The organism is Mediterranea sp. An20, assembly GCF_002160055.1.
Taxonomy (GTDB): domain Bacteria; phylum Bacteroidota; class Bacteroidia; order Bacteroidales; family Bacteroidaceae; genus Bacteroides; species Bacteroides avicola.
The window spans coordinates 1-21064 of record NZ_NFJV01000044.1 but is presented as its reverse complement, the minus strand read 5'-3'; the positions used below and the strand labels follow the sequence as shown (position 1 = coordinate 21064).

At 49.1% G+C, this 21064-nt stretch carries 19 protein-coding genes and 1 tRNA gene; 11 read left to right on the top strand and 9 right to left on the bottom strand.

Annotation, left to right across the window (positions count from 1 at the left end; genetic code table 11):
• Positions 1 to 164: 164 nt before the first annotated feature.
• A complete protein-coding gene (locus B5F34_RS17995; RefSeq protein WP_239449015.1) occupies positions 165 to 575 on the bottom strand; it encodes a hypothetical protein in 411 nt (136 codons plus the stop codon).
• A gap of 163 nt (positions 576 to 738) precedes the next feature.
• On the opposite strand from B5F34_RS17995, the gene B5F34_RS16360 reads away from it, so the two are divergent.
• From B5F34_RS16360 to B5F34_RS16350, 3 genes are all read left to right on the top strand, one after another.
• Positions 739 to 3129, top strand: coding sequence for a TonB-dependent receptor (locus B5F34_RS16360; RefSeq protein ID WP_087340853.1), 2391 nt, complete (start codon positions 739 to 741; stop codon positions 3127 to 3129).
• A 215-nt stretch (positions 3130 to 3344) separates the two neighbouring features.
• A complete protein-coding gene (locus B5F34_RS16355) occupies positions 3345 to 3677 on the top strand; it encodes a hypothetical protein (protein WP_087340852.1) in 333 nt (110 codons plus the stop codon).
• Positions 3674 to 4312 (top strand): nucleotidyl transferase AbiEii/AbiGii toxin family protein, encoded by a 639-nt coding sequence (locus B5F34_RS16350; RefSeq protein WP_087340851.1) that lies wholly within the window; start codon positions 3674 to 3676, stop codon positions 4310 to 4312. Before B5F34_RS16355 ends, B5F34_RS16350 begins: the two co-directional genes overlap by 4 nt.
• 133 nt (positions 4313 to 4445) lie before the next feature.
• On the opposite strand, the gene B5F34_RS16345 is transcribed toward B5F34_RS16350, so the two are convergent.
• The 5 genes from B5F34_RS16345 to rho form a co-directional block, all read right to left on the bottom strand.
• Positions 4446 to 4522: transfer RNA gene (locus B5F34_RS16345), tRNA-His, on the bottom strand.
• Positions 4523 to 4611: 89 nt separating this feature from the next.
• The gene (locus B5F34_RS16340; protein ID WP_087340850.1) at positions 4612 to 5769 is read right to left on the bottom strand and encodes a CapA family protein; all 1158 of its coding nucleotides are present in this window, start codon (positions 5767 to 5769) and stop codon (positions 4612 to 4614) included.
• 18 nt (positions 5770 to 5787) lie between these two features.
• Positions 5788 to 6669 (bottom strand): bifunctional methylenetetrahydrofolate dehydrogenase/methenyltetrahydrofolate cyclohydrolase FolD, encoded by an 882-nt coding sequence (gene folD / locus B5F34_RS16335; protein WP_087340849.1) that lies wholly within the window; start codon positions 6667 to 6669, stop codon positions 5788 to 5790.
• A 38-nt stretch (positions 6670 to 6707) separates the two neighbouring features.
• Positions 6708 to 8042, bottom strand: coding sequence for a signal recognition particle protein (ffh, locus tag B5F34_RS16330; protein WP_087340848.1), 1335 nt, complete (start codon positions 8040 to 8042; stop codon positions 6708 to 6710).
• Between the two features lie 142 nt (positions 8043 to 8184).
• Positions 8185 to 10167 (bottom strand): transcription termination factor Rho, encoded by a 1983-nt coding sequence (rho, locus tag B5F34_RS16325; protein WP_087340847.1) that lies wholly within the window; start codon positions 10165 to 10167, stop codon positions 8185 to 8187.
• A 228-nt stretch (positions 10168 to 10395) separates the two neighbouring features.
• Between rho and B5F34_RS16320 the strand changes: the two genes are divergently transcribed.
• Both B5F34_RS16320 and B5F34_RS16315 read left to right on the top strand, forming a co-directional pair.
• Complete coding sequence (locus B5F34_RS16320) at positions 10396 to 10578, top strand: hypothetical protein (RefSeq protein ID WP_087340846.1); 183 nt, start codon at positions 10396 to 10398, stop codon at positions 10576 to 10578.
• Positions 10579 to 10746: 168 nt separating this feature from the next.
• Positions 10747 to 11580 (top strand): 4Fe-4S binding protein, encoded by an 834-nt coding sequence (locus B5F34_RS16315; protein WP_087340845.1) that lies wholly within the window; start codon positions 10747 to 10749, stop codon positions 11578 to 11580.
• Between the two features lie 34 nt (positions 11581 to 11614).
• Here the strand turns inward: B5F34_RS16315 and tilS are convergent, their stop codons facing one another.
• Positions 11615 to 12901, bottom strand: coding sequence for a tRNA lysidine(34) synthetase TilS (tilS, locus tag B5F34_RS16310; protein ID WP_087340854.1), 1287 nt, complete (start codon positions 12899 to 12901; stop codon positions 11615 to 11617).
• A gap of 122 nt (positions 12902 to 13023) precedes the next feature.
• Between tilS and B5F34_RS16305 the strand changes: the two genes are divergently transcribed.
• From B5F34_RS16305 to B5F34_RS16295, 3 genes are all read left to right on the top strand, one after another.
• Positions 13024 to 14676, top strand: coding sequence for a M23 family metallopeptidase (locus tag B5F34_RS16305; protein ID WP_087340844.1), 1653 nt, complete (start codon positions 13024 to 13026; stop codon positions 14674 to 14676).
• Between the two features lie 56 nt (positions 14677 to 14732).
• Positions 14733 to 16379: a C69 family dipeptidase gene (locus B5F34_RS16300; protein ID WP_087340843.1), complete on the top strand. Its 1647-nt coding sequence runs from the start codon at positions 14733 to 14735 to the stop codon at positions 16377 to 16379.
• 231 nt (positions 16380 to 16610) lie between these two features.
• Positions 16611 to 18353 (top strand): phospho-sugar mutase, encoded by a 1743-nt coding sequence (locus tag B5F34_RS16295; protein ID WP_087340842.1) that lies wholly within the window; start codon positions 16611 to 16613, stop codon positions 18351 to 18353.
• Between the two features lie 291 nt (positions 18354 to 18644).
• Here the strand turns inward: B5F34_RS16295 and B5F34_RS17640 are convergent, their stop codons facing one another.
• Positions 18645 to 18812: a hypothetical protein gene (locus tag B5F34_RS17640; RefSeq protein WP_162609358.1), complete on the bottom strand. Its 168-nt coding sequence runs from the start codon at positions 18810 to 18812 to the stop codon at positions 18645 to 18647.
• 6 nt (positions 18813 to 18818) lie between these two features.
• Positions 18819 to 19262, bottom strand: a complete 444-nt coding sequence (locus B5F34_RS16290; protein WP_087340841.1) for a MarR family transcriptional regulator — start codon at positions 19260 to 19262, stop codon at positions 18819 to 18821.
• 168 nt (positions 19263 to 19430) lie between these two features.
• Here B5F34_RS16290 and rpsF point away from each other — a divergent pair, with 168 nt between their 5' ends.
• Genes rpsF through rplI form a run of 3 tightly spaced genes read left to right on the top strand, consistent with a single transcriptional unit; the run spans position 19431 to position 20515 of the window.
• Entirely contained in the window at positions 19431 to 19775 is a 345-nt protein-coding gene (gene rpsF / locus B5F34_RS16285) for a 30S ribosomal protein S6 (protein ID WP_087340840.1), read from the top strand.
• Positions 19776 to 19777: 2 nt separating this feature from the next.
• Positions 19778 to 20050: a 30S ribosomal protein S18 gene (gene rpsR, locus B5F34_RS16280; protein WP_087340839.1), complete on the top strand. Its 273-nt coding sequence runs from the start codon at positions 19778 to 19780 to the stop codon at positions 20048 to 20050.
• 15 nt (positions 20051 to 20065) lie between these two features.
• Positions 20066 to 20515 carry a 50S ribosomal protein L9 gene (gene rplI, locus B5F34_RS16275; protein ID WP_087340838.1) on the top strand — a complete coding sequence of 150 codons (450 nt, stop codon included), beginning with the start codon at positions 20066 to 20068 and terminating at the stop codon, positions 20513 to 20515.
• Positions 20516 to 21064 lie beyond the last annotated feature (549 nt).

The window sequence follows — 21064 nt, the reverse complement described above, 5'->3', positions numbered from 1 at the left end:
TGGTTCGATAATTATAGAAGGCTCTGTCGGAACTACGAATTCACGTTCGATTCGGCTGAGGAAATGGTGAAACTGGCGGCGATAAGAATGTTACTGAGCAAAATTTAAACAGGCTCTAATACTTCCCAATATTATAATAGTCCGTTAAGAATTCAACATATCGGCTAAGCGGCTTCTGTCACTATGCCAAATAGTTCTTTGATAAGTTTAGAATTAAAAGTTCTGTTCGGTTTCAGACCGGACTTGCTAAGAATTCTTTTGAGCATATACATATAAATATTATCCAGATAGGCCTTTAGCAGTCCGATGGAAAGCGAGGGATAGTATCGCTGCCGCATAAGGAAGAGATTGAACAGCATCCAGTCAAACTCACGTTCGAACAACTGCCGGAAGCGTTGTTCCGAGCTGTCCGAGTAACGGCCCATTTGGGTGAAATTAATCTTTTTTGGCAGTACCATATACAAAATCATGAATTGGATGAATGTGGTTTTAAAACTTTTGCGTAACTTTACCGAAAAACTTTTCAAAGCATCGGTCACGAGTTCCTCATATTGGTCAAGTGCTGTTCTGTTCATTGCTTTAATGTGTGGTAGGATACCATTAAAGATAATGAAAATCAGCTACTTGACTTATTTAATTCTACTAAACTTTATTAATTAACTTATTTGTTATCAACGGATTAGCTATTAATTTAACGAAGTGTTATTACTTGCGAAGCTTGAATAATAGATTGAGGCAATGAAAAAAATAATATTGTTATTAGCTCTTATACAAAGTGCTACTTTGTTCGCACAATATCAGGTTAAGGGGAGTGTTACCGATTCTATTGGAAACCCCTTGGATGCGGCAGTAGTGATTCTTATGGCTGCTGAGAATGGGAATATAGTGCATCAAGGCATTACTTCTGCAAACGGAAGCTATAATCTGGATGCTGCCGGAAATCTGCAAGTCTATGTTAGCAGTCTTGGATACAGACAACATGTAAGCACTCCGTTTGTTGTAAAATCGGATACTCTGCTGCCACCAATAAAACTGTATTCAGAAAATTTCTTATTGGAAGAAGTAGTGGTTATAGGAGAAAAGCAATCGCCATCCGTAAAAATAGAAAAAGGGAGGATGATATTTACTCCGAAAAATAGTAGCATCATAGCCGGAAGTACCGCTCTTGAAGTCCTGAAAAAAACTCCGGGAGTATTCGTAGATGGCGAGAACAACATCAGTATCGGCGGCAAAAACAGCGTACTGGTAGTCTTTAACGGCAAACAGACATATATGCAGAAGGATGAACTTGTAACACTTCTGAAAGCTACCCCATCATCTTCTGTTTCTTCTATTGAAGTGATGCATAACCCATCGGCACAATATGATGCGGAGGGTTCAGGGGGGATCATAAACATTAATATGAATAGAAAGAAATTCGAAGGCTTCTTCTTTTCTCTGAATAACGGTGTTTCATATTGGAAAAATCTGAGAGAGAATACGGAACTTTCTTTCAACTATACAAAAAACAAGTTCAGCTTGTCGGGAAACTATAACCATGCTTTTGGGTATTACAATATGGACTATGGTATGCACCGCATTCAAGAAGGGAAAGATTATTACAGTCCCACACAAGACACAGACAAGCGGAAGACAATATCTGGCAATCTGAATATGGAATACACCTTGAATGACAAGCATTTGATTGGTGCGAGAATTGATGCAAATACTCTGTTCGGACCCGGACAGACTAACACGGTTACTGAAATAAGGGATGCAGACACAAAAGAACTGGAACAGACTCTTTATGCAAGCAATGACTATTATACTCAGAAAGGAAACAGGCATGGCGGAAACCTTTACTATTTGGCAACACCCAAAGAAGGAGTAAGCTATACCTTGGATCTTAACTATGCTTGGTTTGACGGTGGTTCGGGTAACTGGCAGCCCAATAAATATGTATCGCCTAATGGTGCTGTGCTACAGGATAACTTGTATAAGTCTGTAAACAGCAGGGATATAAACATCTATGCCGCATCATACGACCAGAAACATCCCTTGTGGGAAGGAGAACTGAAATCAGGACTGAAGTTTTCATCTGTCAATGCAGATAACGGCTATCAGTTCTATGATGTAGATAACGGTCAAGAGACAATCGACAAATCACAGTCAAACGATTTCAGATACAAAGAGCTGATTCTCGCGGGATATATTTTGTATTCTCATTCGCTGGGAGATAAAATAAGCATGGAAGCCGGGTTGCGTGGCGAATATACTTTTTCTGACGGTATGCTGCACACTATTAACGGAGACGGCGATGAAAACAACAAAAGGAACTATTTTGACATATTCCCTACATTCAATCTGAACTATCAGATAAACGACAGTCATGCACTGACTCTAAGCTATGCAAGTCGCATAGACCGTCCTGCATATCAAGACCTTAATCCCTTTGAGTATCTGCTTGACGAATTATCCTACTGGAAAGGTAATCCGTTTTTAACACCTCAGAAAACCCACAAGGTAGCTTTGACTTACTCATATAACCGTACAGCAGTCACTGCATCTTATTCATACATGAAGGATTACAAGGCTCAGATAACGGATACACTTTCGATAAATAAGGTAATTATGACACCAAGAAACATCGGAAAGCAGCAGCGGGCTTCCGTTACCTTGTATCAAGGTATAAGCATTGCACGCTGGTGGGAAATGAACCTTAATCTGATAGGATATTATGTAAAGAATGACATAGCATTTGATCAGTACAGAAAGTTCAATCTTGATGGTTTTGCTGGTATATTCTCCATACAGAACACTGTAAGACTGCCTTGGCAAATACAGATGGAGTTGAACGGTTCGTATATAACAAAGAGGCTCGGAGCTTCAAATGAATATGTAGATCCTTCAGGATATGTCGATATAGGCTTCAGCAAGAGTTTTGCAAATAAAAGATGGACAGTCAATCTTGCCATGAGTGATATATTCTGGACAAGCAGATGGGATAATTACAGTTCGTTCAGCGGTTTTCAGTTATGGAATTGGGGTAAAAGCGAGTCCCGACAGATTAAGCTGAATATAACTTACAGATTCGGACGTGAAAAGAACAGTAAGCATAGCAGTAATTTTGATGAATTGAACAGATTGTGATTGTAACATATATTTAGTTTTCATTAAAGTCATTATAGTAAATCTTATGGGTTTATGCAATGATAATGACTTATTGTTTAGGTGGATGCACTTACTTTTTCCTATAAACCAAGATAGAATAAATCTGATGATAAGATATGCACAACATTCTCACCTTTTTGTTTGTTCTCAACAGGAATAATCACTAATTTTGTGGTATTCTAATAGAATGTGTTATGTCAAGTGATGCAATCAAACAAGAACTGTTGGCAAAGCTAAAGCAGGAGCATTGCTTTTGGTCGTACAATGAGGATTCAATCAAGGATATTCCCGATGATATGCTGATTGAAAAGACTTTGTTGCATCTTGACTTGGATGAAATCAACCAGCTTTTCCTGATTTATCCTTTTAAGAAGATAAAGCAAGTATGGTTAGACTACCTTATTCCGCAGGAAGAATATCTCTACACGTTGAACCGCTTTTTTGCTTGGTACTATTTCAAGGCGAAGAAGCCGGATGCCTATATAAAGTCTATGGCTACTCGTCACTTTAATAAGATGTTTGTATGAAAGGTTTAGCACCACACACCCGACAAATCTTTGAAGCTGTTTCTAAATTAGACTGCATCAAGCCCTATCTTTTGGTGGGTGGTACAGCCTTGTCCTTGCAGATAGGCACACGGCAGAGTGAAGATTTGGACTTTATGAAATGGCGGACTTCCAAAACTGAAAAGATGGAAGTGGCATGGTATCAGATAGAGAAAGAACTTGCCACTGTTGGCGAAATCCAGCATAAAGACATTTTGGATATAGACCATGTGGAGTATGTGGTAGCTGGAGTGAAATTCTCGTTTTATGCCTGTCCCAAGTATTCTCCTGTTGATAAGCCTGTGGATTACTTGAATCATGTACGATTAGCTGATGTAAAAGCTATTGGAGCTATGAAGATGGAGGTGATGTTGCGCAGAAGTAATTTTCGTGACTATTATGATATTTACTCCATTCTAAAGTCTGGTGTTTCTATTCATGAACTAATATCTTTGGCACTTACTTATTCAGGACATCGGCTTAAATCCAAGAATCTGCTTGCCATGTTGACCAATGGCAACCGCTTCGCAAGAGATGCACACTTTGAACAACTTGCACCTGTGTATGCTGTCACTGCCCAAGAAATAGAAGATTATATTAAGTCGTGTTTGAGATAGTTTCTTCTACTTATCCGTTTTTTTACTGACCCGCATTAGATTAGAAGGTATGCAGAAGTGCATAGATAGGATTCTTGCCTAAAAAGAAAAATCGCTAAATTCTTTATTTTAAGAACTTAGCGATTCATTTCCTTGGGGTGGCAGATGGGACTCGAACCCACGACATTCAGAACCACAATCTGACGCTCTAACCAACTGAACTACAGCCACCATGTTAGTGCATTTCTCAAATGCTGTGCAAAGATAGAGCTTATTTTTGAAACCACCAAGTATTTCGCACTGTTTTTTTGCAGGAAGCCTTATTTTTTGTTTGTTTTGTTTTCAAAGATGCCTTTGTTGTGTTGTTGGAGCAATGCCCGGCTGTTTTCTATGAAGTGTTGCAAGGGGATACGTGCTTTCTCTGGCAGCGAGTCTGTTTGCTGGGAATGGATGGGATAGAGGACAAAATTGGAAGCACCGGTAAGCTGGGGGCGCGCGGTCCATACCAAGTCATAATAGCAGGCGGAAACCTGGCAGAATGGGAATGGAATATGGCGGGTGACTTGCGGGGAATAGCTCTGCTGCGTGGGGTAGCGTGGTGGGATAGGAGCGGGCAGAGGGTATTTTTCTAATTGTAACGTCAGCATCAGGCCGCCATCGGTGCCGGAAAGGCTCATGTTGGAGATGAAGTTGCCTAATGAGTAGGCTACTATGTGTTGGTTATGCCCGTCAGCACGTAGTTCCATCGGTTGTATGACGTGGGGATGTGAGCCGATGATGTGGGTTACGCCTTGTTGCAGTAGCCATTCAGCCAGTTCCTGTTGCTCTTGGTTAGGGAGTGACTGGTACTCTTCCCCCCAGTGTATGCAGGCAATGATGGCATCGGGGCGGCGAGACTGTGCGGCCAATATGTCCTGGGCGATAAGCTCGCGGTCGATGTAGTTGACAAGGTAAGGAGAGGAGACTGTTATCCCGTTGGTACCGTACGTATAGTTGAGCAGAGCGATGCGAAAGCCGTTTTTTTCTATAAACAGCGGGTAATGGCGACGGCGTTCGAGGTCGTTACGGTATGTGCCTGCATGGGGGATGTGCAAAGAGTCCAACATCCGGATGGTGCGTTCCAGTCCTTGAGCGCCCCGGTCCAGGCAGTGGTTATTGGCTGTCAGCAAAACGTCGAAACCGGCATCACGGATAGCAGTCAGATACTCATCGGGAGCACTGAAAGCGGGATAGCCGGCATAGGGAGTCCCTCCCAGCGTTACTTCAAGATTGCCGATGGCGATGTCGGCTTGTGAGATTTGTCCGCATACCTGCGAGAAACAGGGAGCGTAGTCGTAAGAACCGTTTGCAGTGCGGGCCGCGTCTATCTGTGCCTGGTGTTGCATCAGGTCGCCGACAAACAGCAGCGTAATCCTTTGCTGGGCAGAAAGGGTTACGCTGCTTGTCAGCAGACTGAGGATGAAAAGCAGAGCTTTCATTGGAGTCTTACATGAATTTTATAGATAAATGGCCTTTTTGCCTGCCAGCAGCGTGTTCTTCATCAGCGAGACGATGGTCATCGGGCCTACGCCTCCCGGTACGGGGGTGATGTAAGAACATTTGGGAGCCACTTCATCAAATTTCACATCGCCTGTCAGTTTGAAGCCAGATTTCTTGGTGGCATCGGGCACGCGGGTGGTGCCGACATCAATGATAACGGCGCCTTCCTTTACCATGTCGGCCTTCACGAAGTTGGGCTGTCCCATGGCAGCGATGATGATGTCGGCTTCCTGGCATTCCTTTACTAAGTCGCGGCTGCGGCTGTGGCATACGGTGACGGTGGCGTCGCCGGGATAGGCTTTCTGCATCATCAGCATGGCCATGGGTTTGCCTACGATGTTGCTGCGGCCCAGGATGACACATTTTTTGCCTTGCGTTTCGATGTTATAACGCTTTAGCAATTCCAGAATACCGTTGGGCGTGGCCGAGATGTAGCAGGGCAATCCGATGGACATGCGGCCCACGTTGATGGGGTGGAAGCCGTCGACATCTTTGCGGTAGTCGATGGTTTCGATGACCTTCTGCTCGGAGATATGCTTGGGCAGGGGGAGCTGGACGATGAATCCGTCTACATCGTCGTCGGCATTGAGTTCACGCACCTTGGCCAGCAGTTCTTCCTCAGTCACGTCGTCTTCGTAGCGGATGAGGGTCGACTTGAAGCCACACACTTCGCACGCCTTTACTTTGTTGGCCACGTAGGTTTCGCTGCCTCCGTCGTGTCCTACGAGGATGGCGGCCAGGTGGGGGCGCTTCCCTCCGTTGGCCACGATTTGGGCCACTTCTTCTGCTATCTCCTGTTTGATTTGGGCGGAGATGGCTTTTCCGTCAATCAGTGTCATAGTATGTTCTTTTTTAGTGGATTAGTTCATTGTTCTTTTCAGCGTTTCAGTTTAGGCATCATCATCTGGCCCATCTTGCCCATCTTGCTGCCCGTCACCATTTTCATCATCTTGCGTGTCTGGTCAAACTGCTTCAGCAGCTTGTTCACCTCCTGCAGGTTGGTGCCGCTGCCCTTGGCGATGCGCTGGCGGCGCGAACCGTTGAGAATGGCGGGGTTGGTGCGTTCTTCGGGAGTCATGGAGTAGATGATGGCCTCGATGCTCTTGAAAGCGTTGTCGTCAATGTCGATGTCTTTGATGGCCTTGCCTACACCGGGAATCATGCTGGCCAGTTCCTTCAGGTTACCCATCTTCTTGATTTGCTGGATTTGGTTGAGGAAATCGTTGAAGTCGAACTGGTTCTTCTGGATTTTGCGTTGCAGCCGCTTGGCCTCTTCTTCGTCATACTGTTCCTGTGCACGTTCCACCAGCGATACGATGTCGCCCATACCCAAGATGCGGTCGGCCATGCGCGAGGGATGGAATTGGTCGATGGCATCCAACTTCTCGCCCGTACCGATAAATTTGATGGGTTTGGTCACCACCGAGCGGATAGAGAGTGCCGCACCGCCGCGGGTGTCGCCGTCCAGCTTGGTCAGCACAACGCCCGTGAAGTCCAGGCGGTCGTTGAATTCCTTGGCGGTGTTCACGGCGTCCTGTCCGGTCATGGAGTCGACCACGAAGAGAATTTCGTCCGGATTGATGGCTTGTTTGATGGCAGCTATTTCCTGCATCATTTCTTCGTCCACGGCTAAGCGTCCGGCAGTATCGACGATGACAGTGTCCAGTCCTTTAGCCTTGGCTTCCTGAATGGCGTGGAGGGCAATGGCGACAGGATCTTTCGAGTCGGGCTCGCTGTACATGGGCACCTCAATTTGTTCGGAGAGCACGCGCAGCTGTTCGATGGCGGCGGGGCGATAGACGTCGCAGGCTACCAAGAGCGGGCGGCGGTTTTTCTTCGCCTTGAGCATACGGGCCAGTTTGCCGCTGAACGTGGTTTTACCGGAACCTTGCAATCCCGACATGAGGATGATGGCAGGGCGGCCAGTCAGGTTCAGTTCGGCTGTTTCGCCTCCCATCAGGGTAGCCAGTTCATCGTGTACGATTTTCACCATCAGTTGGCTGGGTTTCACGGCTGTCAGCACGTTCTGTCCCAAGGCTTTCTCCTTCACGGTATCGGTGAATGTCTTGGCCACTTTATAGTTCACGTCCGCATCCAGCAGGGCCTTGCGTACGTCTTTCAGCGTTTCCGCTACGTTGATTTCGGTGATTTTGCCTTCACCTTTCAATATCTTGAACGACCGTTCGAGGCGTTCACTCAGGTTGTCAAACATAATCTTGGTAAATTGAGAATTGAGAATTGAGAATTGAAAATTGAGAATTGCAAAATTGAGAATTGAGAATTGAGAATTGAAAAATACAGAGACAATTCCTCTTCCATTATTTTTTAATTCTCAATTCTCAATTTTCAATTATTTAGCTGTTCATGCTCATCAGGAATTCCTCGTTATCCTTAGTCTTCTCCAGTTTGTCTTTCACGAAGTCCATAGCCTCTATGGGTGTCATGTCGGCCAGATACTTGCGCAGAATCCACATACGGTCCAGCGTCTGTTTGTCTTGCAGCAAGTCGTCGCGGCGGGTGCTGGAAGCAGTGATGTTGACGGCGGGGAAGATGCGCTTGTTCGAGAGGTTGCGGTCGAGCTGCAATTCCATGTTGCCCGTGCCCTTGAACTCTTCGAAGATGACCTCATCCATCTTCGAGCCGGTGTCAATCAGCGCCGTGGCCAGGATGGTGAGCGAACCACCGCCTTCGATGTTTCGTGCCGCGCCGAAGAAGCGTTTGGGCTTGTGCAGGGCGTTGGCGTCCACACCTCCGGACAGTACCTTGCCCGATGCGGGCGACACGGTGTTGTAGGCACGTGCCAGTCGGGTGATGGAGTCGAGGAAGATGACGACGTCGTGTCCGCATTCCACCAGGCGCTTGGCTTTTTCCAATACGATACCCGCAATTTTGACATGGCGTTCGGCAGGTTCGTCGAAGGTCGAGGCAATGACTTCGGCATTGACCGTGCGTGCCATGTCGGTCACTTCCTCCGGGCGCTCGTCGATAAGCAGCATAATCATATACACCTCGGGGTGGTTGGCTGCGATGGCGTTGGCGATGTCCTTCATCAGGATGGTCTTACCCGTCTTGGGCTGTGCCACGATGAGGGCGCGCTGTCCCTTGCCGATAGGGGCAAAGAGGTCGACGACGCGAGCCGAGAGCGTGTCGCGGTAATCTCCTTGGCAAAGCTTGAACTTTTCGTCGGGGAAGAGGGGCGTCAGGTGCTCAAAGGAAACGCGGTCGCGGATAAAGGCCGGGTCGCGTCCGTTGATTTTCGAAACCTTCACTAATGGGAAATATTTCTCGCCTTCCTTGGGCGGGCGGATAATGCCTTCTACTACATCGCCCGTTTTCAGACCGAAGAGCTTGATTTGCGATTGCGACACGTAGATGTCGTCCGGCGAAGACAAGTAGTTGTAGTCCGACGAGCGGAGAAATCCGTAGCCGTCTTGCATGATTTCCAACACGCCGGTACCGCCCAGAATATCATCGAACTCATAGTTCTTTTCACGTTCTATGGGTTTGCGTTCCGGTGCATTTTCGGGCATCATCTCGTTGTTGTTGGCTTGCACGGGACGGGGCTGGTTGTTGTTATTGCGGTTATTGTTATTGTTAATGTTATTATTGTTGTTATCCCGTTGGCGGGCGATGCGCGGACGCTGCTGTTGCGGTTGGTTCTTGATGGGAATGGCAGGAAGCGTCGTTTTGGTAGCCTCAAACTTTCCGATCAGTTCCGAAGGAAGCTCGGCCTTTTCTGTGGGCAGGTCTTCGATGGGGATAAAATCGTCTGCGTTGTTGGCGAATGGAGCGGTTGTTTCCTGCGTGTTCTCCGGTGTTTTGGCAGCTTCTGTGTCAGGGGCAGCGGAAACCGGTTCTCCGGCAGGTGCCTGTGCCTCTTCCACAGGTTGCTCGAAAAGGGTAGCTTCGGCCTTTTTCTCTTCCTGCTGTTTGGCTTTGCGGGGGCGTCCGGGTTTGCGTTTGGCAGTGGTGTTTGTTTCTTCCATAGTTTTTTGTGTGGCATTTTCCGTAGTTGCTTCCGCAGGAGAGGGTTGGTCATTGGCAACCGTTTCTTCCTTCTTGGCACTGGTAGTTTCGTTATGTGGGGGTGTGGCCGGCGTATTGTTGGTGTTTTCTTTCTTGGAAGCACGCGGGCGCTTTTGTTTTTCTACTTTACGTTCTTCTTTCAGTTTGTCGGCAGCCACTTTCTTGGTAGCACCGGCAATGGCTTGTTCATCAAGGATTTTGTAAACGAGTTCTTCTTTTTTCAGCGAATCTGTCTTCTTGATGCCAAGTTCTTGCGCAATGGTTTGCAGCTCCGACAAACTCTTGTCGTTCAATTGAATAATGTTGTACATATTAAAATATGTGTGATTGGTTTATAATTTCTGTCAGAGAAGGCCTCGACACATAGGCAACAATTGTTGGTACATGCGTATGCCTTCGGGGGCTCATACCCCGTGTTCTTGAGATTGTCTTGTAAATTTTGGGATAAAAATAATCAGTTGGGTTGTGCAATCGTTGGCAAATTTGCCTCAGCAAATGGCTTGCCGATGATTACAACGGTGCAAAGATAAGAAATCTTTTTGAAAGATTCAATTTTTCTGTCTTATTTTGGTGAGAAAGGTTTAACTTTGCGCGGTTTGTCGGCGGTCCGCGAACAGATTTGCCTGAATAGCCTGGCGGGTGTGGTGGCGCAGCCGCTTCCGGTCCCATTGCCGGGCGCTTGGCAGGAAGTGGCCAAGGGCTTGGAAGCAAACTTCTTATAGATAAGAACCAATGGCTTGTCAGACAGGCTGGAAAGAGTCTGACGTACGAGGCTGGAAAGAGTCTGACATGCGAAATGTCAGTGCATGCAGGGCAGGCAATGTGGAAATGCACAATTCTAACCCGCGCAAAGCATAAATCTAATTGATTACTTAATTAATAATGTGATTATGAATATAACAAAAGCTCATCTGATATTCTTCTCCCCTACCCATACTTCGCGTAAGGTAGGCGAAGGTATTGTGCACGGTTTGGGGCTGAAAGAGGTTGCCGTAACCGACGTGACTCACGAAGCTGCCGACCTGCCGGAGATGCCTGCCGATGTGCTGGCGGTTGTGGTGGTGCCTGTATACGTCGGGCATATTCCTCATCTGGCGGCAGTGCGCATGGCAGGATTACGGGCGTCGGGCACACCGGCGGTGGCAGTGGTTGTGTATGGCAACCGGGCGTATGAGAATGCGTTGCAGGAATTGGACACGTTTTTGACGGGAAAAGGTTTCCGGGTCATTGCTGCCGCTACGTTTGTGGGCGAGCATTCTTACAGTACGGTCCGTCATCCCATTGCAGCGGGGCGTCCGGACAAGGAAGACTGGGAAGAAGCAGTCTTGCTGGGACACCGGGTGATGGCAAAGGTGCAGGCTGCCCGCAGTGCGGATGCGTTGCAGAAAGTAGATGTGTCCCGCATCCGTCGACCCAAGCAGCCTTTCTGGGCCAAGCTTCGTTTCATTTGGCAAGTGATTCGTTTGCGTAAAAGCGGACAGCCGATGCCTGTCGTGCCGCGGGTGGATGAGGCGTTGTGTACGCATTGCGGGCGTTGTGCCGCTATTTGTCCCAACCGGGCCATTGCGAAGGGGGATGAATGCCACACCTCGGCCGAGCGGTGCATACGCTGCTGTGCTTGTGTGAAAGGTTGCCCACAGCAGGCACGTAGCTTCGATACGCCGTTTGCGGTGTTGCTTTCCCGTCATTTCAAGTACCGGAAAGAAAATGAGATGCTTCTTTAAGCAAACGCAGAGCCGCAGAACCTGCCATAGGAACTTAGGAATCGGGAGATATTACTCTGACGATGATGACTCTCCGGGTCGAACTGTCTATGCGGAAGCGGTTGTCGCTGCGTTCGCCCACTAACCATGCGATGTCATTGCCGCTGCACAGCACCCATTGCCGCTCTTTGCGCGAGAGGGGAACTTTCCGGTCGGTCAGGTAATCGCTTACTTTCTTCCTGCCCGTCATGCCGAAGGGCACAAAGGTATCTCCCTTTTGCCAGAGCCGCAGCGTAAGGGGGTACTCCAGCTTGTCGGCGTCGAGGCAGGCGGTATGCCTGTCGCGGGGGATGTCGAAACCGGGTGTGTAGTCTGTTGTCTGCATATCTAAACAGGGGGGGGCTGTTTCTTCCCGGCGTTCTATCAGCAGGCATTCGCGGTCTCTTACCACCTGCCAGTCTCCGGTCTCGAAGCGTTTCCCCGGTTGTCCGTCGGTCAGACTCCGGCAGATAGCATCCGTCTGGCTTTCGTTGAAGCCCAGCGGGTGCAGTATCTCGAATAACAAGGTAGAGGGGGCAGGTTCCTGCAACAACGAACAGATGTCTATGGCCTGTCCGCCGTTGCGCAAGATGCGTCGGCGTCCTTCATCCACCGCTTGCCGGTAGAGTAGGGAAGCGTCGGTCAGGTGGGCGGCGGTCTTCAGTATGTTTTCTTTGGCAGCAGGATTTATCTGTTGCATCAGAGGGAGCAGGTGCAGGCGTATTTTGTTGCGCAGGTATTCGTCTTGCAGGTTGGTGCTGTCAGTCACATAGTCTTGTCCAATCCGTTGCAGGTAGGCTGTAATCTCCTGCCTGTCGGCGCAGAGCAGGGGCCGGACAAGATACCCGTTGCGGGGGCGTATGCCTTGCAGGCCGTTGATGCCCGTGCCTCGCAGGAGGTTGAGCAGGAAGGTTTCGGCACTGTCATCGCGGTGGTGAGCCACGGCTATGGCATTGGCACAACGGGCGAGACGAAGTTCTTCGAACCATGCGTAGCGCAGTTCACGGGCAGCCATCTCGATGGAGATGTGTCGTCGGGCCGCTTCACGGGCAGTGTCGAAATGGGCGGTGTGCAGGGCTACGTGCTGTTCCTTGCAGAGACGGCATACGAAGTCCTCGTCGCGGTCCGATTCCTCTCCACGCAGGTGGAAGTTGCAATGGGCCGCTTCGCAGTCGTATCCCAGCGCGAGCAGGATGCGCAGCAAGGCCACGGAGTCGGCTCCTCCGCTGAGTGCGACAAGCACCCGGTCGCCCGGTTTGAGAAGTTGTTTCTGTGCTATGTATTGTGCCACTTTCTGTTTCATGGGGGCAAATATAGGGGTTTCCCGCCAGAAAGCAGTGGTCCGGGGACTTAATTTCTTGGCATACGTGCAGGGCGAAAGCAGATTATCACTATCTTTGCTCACAAAAATAGCAACCATAAACGATGAATAGATTTCTGCGAGTGTTACCAGTCTGTGCCCTGTTCGCCGTGTCGGGCGTGCAGGCGCAGGAAAGTGCTTTTGTGCCTCCCTTTGATTTTCCCCTTACATTCAGCGGTAATTTCGGAGAGATACGGGCAAACCATTTTCACGGTGGCCTCGATTTCAAGACCGGTGGCAGTATCGGCAAGCCTGTGCGGGCATTGGCCGACGGGCATGTGTCGCGCATACGTGTCACCCACGGTTCGGGCTATGTGCTCCATGTGACCTACGACAACGGCTATACCACCATCAACCGCCACCTCAGTGCCTTTGTGGGCGAGATGGCGCAGCGGGTGGAAGACTTGCAGTATGCCCGTGAAAGTTGGGAGGTGGACATCACGCCCCGCCCCGATGAATATCCCGTGCGTGCCGGACAGGTCATTGCTCTGAGCGGTAATACCGGATACTCCTTCGGACCGCATCTGCACCTGGATGTCATAGAGGACAAGACCGGCGACAGCGTAGACCCCTTGCCTTTCTTCAGGAAATATGTGAAAGACCATACGGCGCCACGCGCACAGGGCATCATGCTCTTCCCGCAGCCGGGCGAGGGGGTGGTGAACGGCAGCACAGAGCCGCAGACCTTCGCGCTGCGCCCGCAGAAAACTGTTACGGCCTGGGGACTGGTGGGCATCGGCATACGGGCATACGACTACATGGAGGGCGTTTCCAACAAGTATGGCGTGCGTACCGTGGTGCTTGAGGTGGATAGCCAGGAGGTGTTCCGCAGCGAAGTAGACCGCTTCAGCGATGAGGAGACACGCTACATCAATTCGTGGACTTACGGCCAATACATGAAGTCGTTTATCGACCCTGGCAACCGCTTGCGCATGCTTCATGCCTCTAACGGACAGCGTGGCTTGGTGCTGATTGACGAGGAACGGCCCTATCATTTCAGATATACACTGAGCGATGCACTGGGCAATACGTCGCATGTCAGCTTCACGGTGCAGGGGCGGCAGATGCCTGTCCCACGGGTGGAGCACCGCGACAAGTATATCTTGCGCTGGAACCGCGTGAATGTCTTTCAGGAACCCGGCTTGCAGTTGGTGATTCCCCGCGGAATGCTCTACGAGGATGCCCGTCTGGATTATGCCATGCGGGCCGATAGCGGCGACATTTCCCTGACTTACCGCCTGAACGATACCGCCATACCCCTGCATGGCAAATGCCCGATGTCCATCGCCCTGCGCAACAGGCCGGTGGCCGATACAACGAAATACTACGTGGCGGGCATCAACCGCCGCGGCCGGAAATACTACGTGGGTGGACGGTACGAAAACGGACGCATGCAAGTGGATGTCCGCGAGTTGGCTACTTATACCGTGGCTGTAGATACCGTGCCGCCGGTGCTTACTCCTGTCAACCCCAAGTCTTGGGGACGCACAGGACGTATTGTCTTCAAGGCACGCGACAAGGAAACGGGTATCCGCTCTTACCGTGGGACCATCGACGGACGCTATGCCCTCTTCGGCAAGCCAAACTCCATCAGTGGCAATTTAGTGTGCAGGCTCGATCCGCGGCACGTAGACAAAGGAGGCACCCATACGCTTGAGATGACCGTGGAAGACCAATGCGGCAACCGTACCACGGAGCTGTACAGCTTTACCTGGTAGGCTCTTTCTGATACGCAGTCCTGACATTTTTATTAATTAATACCTTATATTATAGTATGAACATCAAAAGACTGACTCTTTTCCTTCTGTTTGTGACGGTCGTGGCCAATTACCTGCCCGCCTGCACCAACCTGATTGTGGGCAAGAACGCTTCGGCCGACGGCTCCACCATCGTGTCTTATTCGGCCGACTCATACGCGCTGTTCGGCGAGTTGTATCACTACCCTGCAGCTGTCTATCCCAAAGGGACGATGGTGAATGTCTATGAGTGGGATACTGGCAAGTATCTGGGGCAGATAGAACAGGCCCGACAGACGTATAACGTCATTGGAAACATGAACGAATTCCAGCTTACCATCGGCGAAACCACTTTCGGCGGACGCCCCGAGCTGGTCGACACCACCGGTATTATCGACTATGGTAGCCTTATCTACCTGGCTCTGCAACGTTCGCGCAACGCCCGCGAGGCCATCCGCGTGATGACCGACCTGGTGCAGGAATACGGTTATTACAGCAGCGGCGAGTCGTTTACCATTGCCGACCCCAACGAAATCTGGATTATGGAGATGATTGGCAAGGGACCCGGCGTGCGCGGAGCCGTGTGGGTGGCAGTGCGTGTGCCCGACGACTGCATTTCGGCCCATGCCAACCACAGCCGTATCCACCAGTTTGACTTGGATGACAAGGAAAACTGTATTTATTCGCCCGACGTGATTTCCTTTGCCCGCGAGAAAGGTTATTTCAGCGGTGTCAACAAAGACTTCAGTTTCTCCCGCGCCTATGCTCCTACCGGCTTCGGCGAACTGCGTTATTGCGAAGCCCGCGTGTGGAGCTACTACAACATGTTTACCGATCATGGCAAGGAATATCTCTCTTACATAGAAGGCAAAGATCCTACGCCCATGCCTCTCTTCGTAAAGCCTAACCGCAAGATCTCCGTGCAGGATGTCAAGAATGCCATGCGCGACCACTACGAAGGCACGCCGCTCGACATCAGCCAGGATTTCGGAGCCGGGGCTTACCACACACCCTACCGCCTCTCACCACTCGATTTTGAAGTCGACGGGCAGAAGTATTTCAACGAGCGTCCTATCTCTACACAGCAGACCGGCTTTGTCTTCGTGGCACAGATGCGTGCCACCCTGCCTGATGCCGTGGGCGGCGTACTGTGGTTTGGCACAGACGATGCCAACATGACTGTCTTTACACCCGTTTATTGCTGCGCCGACCGCGTCCCCCGCTGCTATACCCGTGTGGACAATGCCGATTACGTCAATTTCTCTTGGAACTCCGCTTTCTGGATATTCAACTGGGTCTCCAACATGGTTTATCCTCGCTACGACCTCATGATAGGTGACGTACGGGCCACGCAGACCGAACTGGAAACAGCCTTCAACGAAGCGCAGCCGGGCATCGAGTCGGCCGCTCTCCAGCTTTGGCAGACCGACCCCGACAAAGCCAAAGCCCTGCTGACCGACTATACCAACATGACTGCCCAGAGCACCTTCGATACCTGGAAGCGGTTGGGTGAGTACTTAGTGGTGAAATATGCCGATGGAGTCATCCGGCGCACCAATCCCGATGGTACTTTCGAGCGCAACGCTATCGGGCAGCCGGCCGGCGTCATACGCCCGGGATTCCCCGAAGACTTCAAACGAGAATATGTGAAACAGACTGGCGACCGATATAAAATGCCCGAATAATATTGGTTAGTTCATTTTATCTCGTTACCTTTGTGCGGTGCATCAATGATTAATGGCTATGGCTAATGGTTAATGGTTAATGGTTAATGATAAATGGTTAATCATTGACTATTGGCCATCAACCATTAACCATTAACCATTAATCATTGACCATCAACCATTAATCATTGACCATCAACCATTAATCATTAACCATTTACCATTAATCATCAATCATTTAACATACATATCATGGAGAATCAAGAACTCATCAAGCAAGTGACCGAGAAAGCCGAACAGTGGTTGACCCCCGCATACGATGCGGAAACCCAGGCTGAAGTAAGACGTATGCTGGACAACGCGGACAAGACCGAGTTGATAGACAGTTTTTACAAGGATTTGGAATTCGGTACGGGAGGACTGCGCGGCATCATGGGTGCCGGAAGCAACCGCATGAACATCTATACGGTGGGCGCCGCTACACAGGGACTGGCCAACTACTTGAACAAATGCTTCAAGGACAAGGGGCAGATTTCTGTCGTAGTAGGCCATGACTGCCGTAACAACAGCCGCAAGTTTGCCGAAATATCTGCCGACATTTTCTCGGCCAATGGCATCAAGGTCTATCTCTTCGACGACCTGCGTCCCACTCCCGAAGTCTCTTTTGCCATCCGTCACCTGGGATGCCAGAGCGGTATCAACATCACCGCCAGCCACAACCCGCGCGAATACAATGGCTACAAGGCCTATTGGGAAGATGGCGCTCAGGTGCTGGCACCGCACGATACTGCCATCATCGACGAGGTGAACAAGGTGAAGGTGGCCGATATCAAGTTCCAGGGCAACAAGGACCTTATCCAAATCATTGGTGAAGATGTCGACAAAGTGTACTTGGAAAAGATACATTCTATTTCCATCGACCCCGAAGTCATCAAGCGGCAGAAAGACTTGTGCATCGTCTATACGCCCTTGCATGGAGCCGGACGTACGCTTATCCCCTGGTCGCTGAAGGTATGGGGCTTTGAGAACGTACATTGCGTGCCCGAACAGATGGTGAAGGACGGCAACTTCCCCACGGTGGTTTCGCCGAATCCTGAAAATGCCGAGGCATTGACTTTGGCCATCAAGCTGGCGAAGGAGATTGATGCCGACATCGTAATGGCCAGCGACCCCGATGCCGACCGCGTAGGCATGGCCTGCAAGAACGATAAGGGCGAATGGGTACTCATCAACGGTAACCAGACGTGTCTCATCTTCTTGTACTATATCATACGTAACCGCATTGCCACGGGCAAGATGCAACCCAATGACTTCATTGTGAAGACCATCGTGACGACGGAACTCATCAAGGCAGTTGCCGACAAGAATCATATCGAGATGCGCGATTGCTACACGGGCTTTAAATGGATTGCCCGCGAAATCCGTTTGAGCGAAGGCAAGCAGCAGTATATCGGTGGCGGCGAAGAAAGCTATGGTTTCCTGGCCGAAGACTTCGTGCGCGATAAAGATGCGGTTTCTGCCTGCTCGTTGCTGGCCGAAATCTGTGCTTGGGCCAAGGACCAGGGCAAGACGTTGTATGATGTCTTGATGGAAATCTATCTGGAATATGGCTTCTCAAAAGAAACTACTGTCAATGTCGTGAAGCCGGGTAAGACCGGAGCGGAGGAAATCCAGGCTATGATGGCAGGATTCCGCGCCAACCCGCCGAAGGAAATCGGTGGATCGCCCGTGGTATTGACCAAGGACTACAAGACGTTGAAAGCTACAGATGCTCAGGGTAATGTGACTGATTTAGTAATGCCGGAGACTTCCAATGTACTGCAGTACTTCACAGAAGACGGCACGAAGATTTCTGTCCGTCCTTCGGGTACGGAACCCAAGATTAAGTTCTACATCGAAGTCAAGGGGCAGATGAAGTGCGCCGGATGTTACGAAAAGGCATGCGCTGAAGCTGCCGAAAAGGTAGAAGCCGTGCGCAAGTCGTTGGGCATTTGATACCGGATAAACATCAAATCTGACGAAAGAGGGTATGTCGAAATAGAAATTACCTATTATTCTGTCACCCCGAGCTTAGTCGAGGGGGCTCACTATGCATAATGTGAGATGTTTCGACTTCGCTTTGCTCCGCTCAACATGACAGACTATACCTTAATGAAATAGTCAAAAGAGGTTTTGAGCGAAGCTAATGATAGTGATTTTGAATTTTGATACACCCTCTTTTCCCATTTTGAAGAGTGCTTTGCGGGCTTAGAGCCTGTTTAAATTTTGCTCAGTTTCATGAGGCTCTTAGAGCCTTTTGTTGATGATGATATACCCCACCAGCCCTATGACAATGACTCCCATCGCACAGCCCAGCAGTGTGTTGCTGATGTGGTCGGTAAGGTAGCCGATAACCAGCATCGCTACTCCTGCTATAATGAAAAGGAGTCCGATGTTTTTCAGTAGATTTCTCATCGTTTTTTAGTCTTTGGTGTTGGCAAAAATCTTCCTTAGCAAGTCTTGTCCTATGTTCAGCTCTTCCTGTGTGACGCCCTTCAGTGCCTCTACCAGAGCCTGGTTGGCGGCTTGTCGGGCAAGCTCCTCCAGTTGTCGGCCGTCTTTGGTCAGGTGGATGAGGTTGTTGCGGCGGTCTTTTTTGTCGGCAATGCGTACCACAAGGTGGCGGCGCTCCATGTTGTCGAGCAGTCGTGTCATGCTGGGCTTGTCCTTATAGGTGGCGTTGCATAACTCTTGTTGGGTGACTCCGTCTTGTTCCCACAGGTAGATGAGCACGGTCCATTGTTCGGGAGTTATGTCCAGACTGTTTTGACGGAAATGGCGTGATAGCTTGCGGTTGATGGCAGCAGATACTTTGCCGTTAAGTATGGCAAATACAAGGCGGATGTCGAGGTTGAGTGGTTCCATTGCAAATGATTGTTTGAACAACTGTGCAAAGTTAGCTTACTGCCCTGGTTTTTCCTAATATTTGCCTGGCAAAAAAATAAGGCACATAAATTATTGGCTATTCCAAATAAAATGTCTACCTTTGCACCGCTTTTTTATAAACACATATTATTATTTATTTAAACAAGTATGAATCAATACGAAACCGTTTTCATTTTGACTCCCGTTTTGTCTGATGCTCAGATGAAGGAAGCGGTCGAGAAATTCAAAGGCATCCTTATTTCCGAAGGTGCTGAGATCGTGAATGAGGAGAACTGGGGACTGAAAAAGCTGGCTTACCCCATTCAGAAGAAGTCTACCGGCTTCTATCAGCTGATTGAGTTTAATGCAGATCCTGCTGTTATTGCCAAGTTGGAAGTCAACTTCCGTCGTGACGAACGAGTGATTCGTTTCCTGACATTCAAATTGGATAAATATGCTGCTGAGTATGCTGCAAAAAGAAGAAGTTTGAAATCAACTAAAAAGGAGGATTAATTATGGCACAACAAGTTCAATCAGAAATCAGATATTTGACTCCGCCTTCTGTAGACGTGAAGAAAAAGAAATACTGCCGTTTTAAAAAGAGTGGCATCAAGTACATTGACTACAAGGATCCCGAATTCTTGAAGAAATTCCTGAATGAGCAGGGTAAAATCCTGCCGCGTCGCATCACGGGTACTTCGTTGAAGTATCAGCGTCGTGTGGCTCAGGCTGTGAAGAGAGCTCGTCACTTGGCTTTGTTGCCTTATGTAACTGACTTGATGAAATAATAGGAGGAGGTAACTATGGAAATTATTTTGAAAGAAGACATCGTAAACTTGGGTTATAAGAACGATATTGTAACCGTGAAGTCTGGTTATGGACGTAACTACCTCATTCCTACTGGTAAGGCTGTTATCGCTTCGCCGGCAGCCAAGAAAATGCTGGCCGAAGAGTTGAAGCAACGCGCACACAAGTTGGAGAAAATCAAGAAGGATGCTGAAGAATTGGCTGCTAAATTGGAAGGTGTATCTTTGAAGATTGCTACCAAGGTAAGTGCTACGGGCACTATCTTCGGTTCTGTAGGTAATATCCAAATTGCTGACGAACTGGCTAAATTGGGTCATAACATCGACCGTAAGCTTATCACTGTGAAAGAAACAGTGAAGGAAGTAGGCAACTACAAGGCTGTTGTTCGTCTGCACAAGGAAGTTTCTGTAGAAATTCCTTTCGAAGTTGTTGCAGAAGAAGCATAAAAATTTTTTCATATAATTTAAAAAGGGATGCTTTCCGAAAAAGGAAGCATCCTTTTTTTTATCCGACCCCGGAAAATCTTTGGAAACGCAGCGGTGTAGAAGCATAATGTCTTTTCCCGTGGGGCGTAATGATACAAAACACAGAGTCACGGAGACACAGAGTTTTGTTTTCTTGTCCACGGCTCACAGAGTTTATGGCCCTTTTGTCTGTGGCGAAGCCGCAGACTCCGTGGTCCCCCTTGTTATTTTTCTACAGACAGTTACGGGACTTTGTGTCTCTGTGTTTAATATAAAACTATACTTTGCATGGGTTATAATTGAGCATTTCCACATTGCCTGCCCTGCATGTATTGACATTTCGCACGTCTGGCTCTTTCTTGCTTCGCACGTCTGACTCTTTCTTGCTTCGCACGTCTGACTCTTACTGGCTTCGCACGTTTGCCTCTTTCCAGCCTCGCACGATCGGCAACCTTGAAGAGGTTGAACTATGGGTAACCGCTGGTGGCTCCCCGAAGGGGAACACCTGCGGATTATCTCATCCTCTTTTTC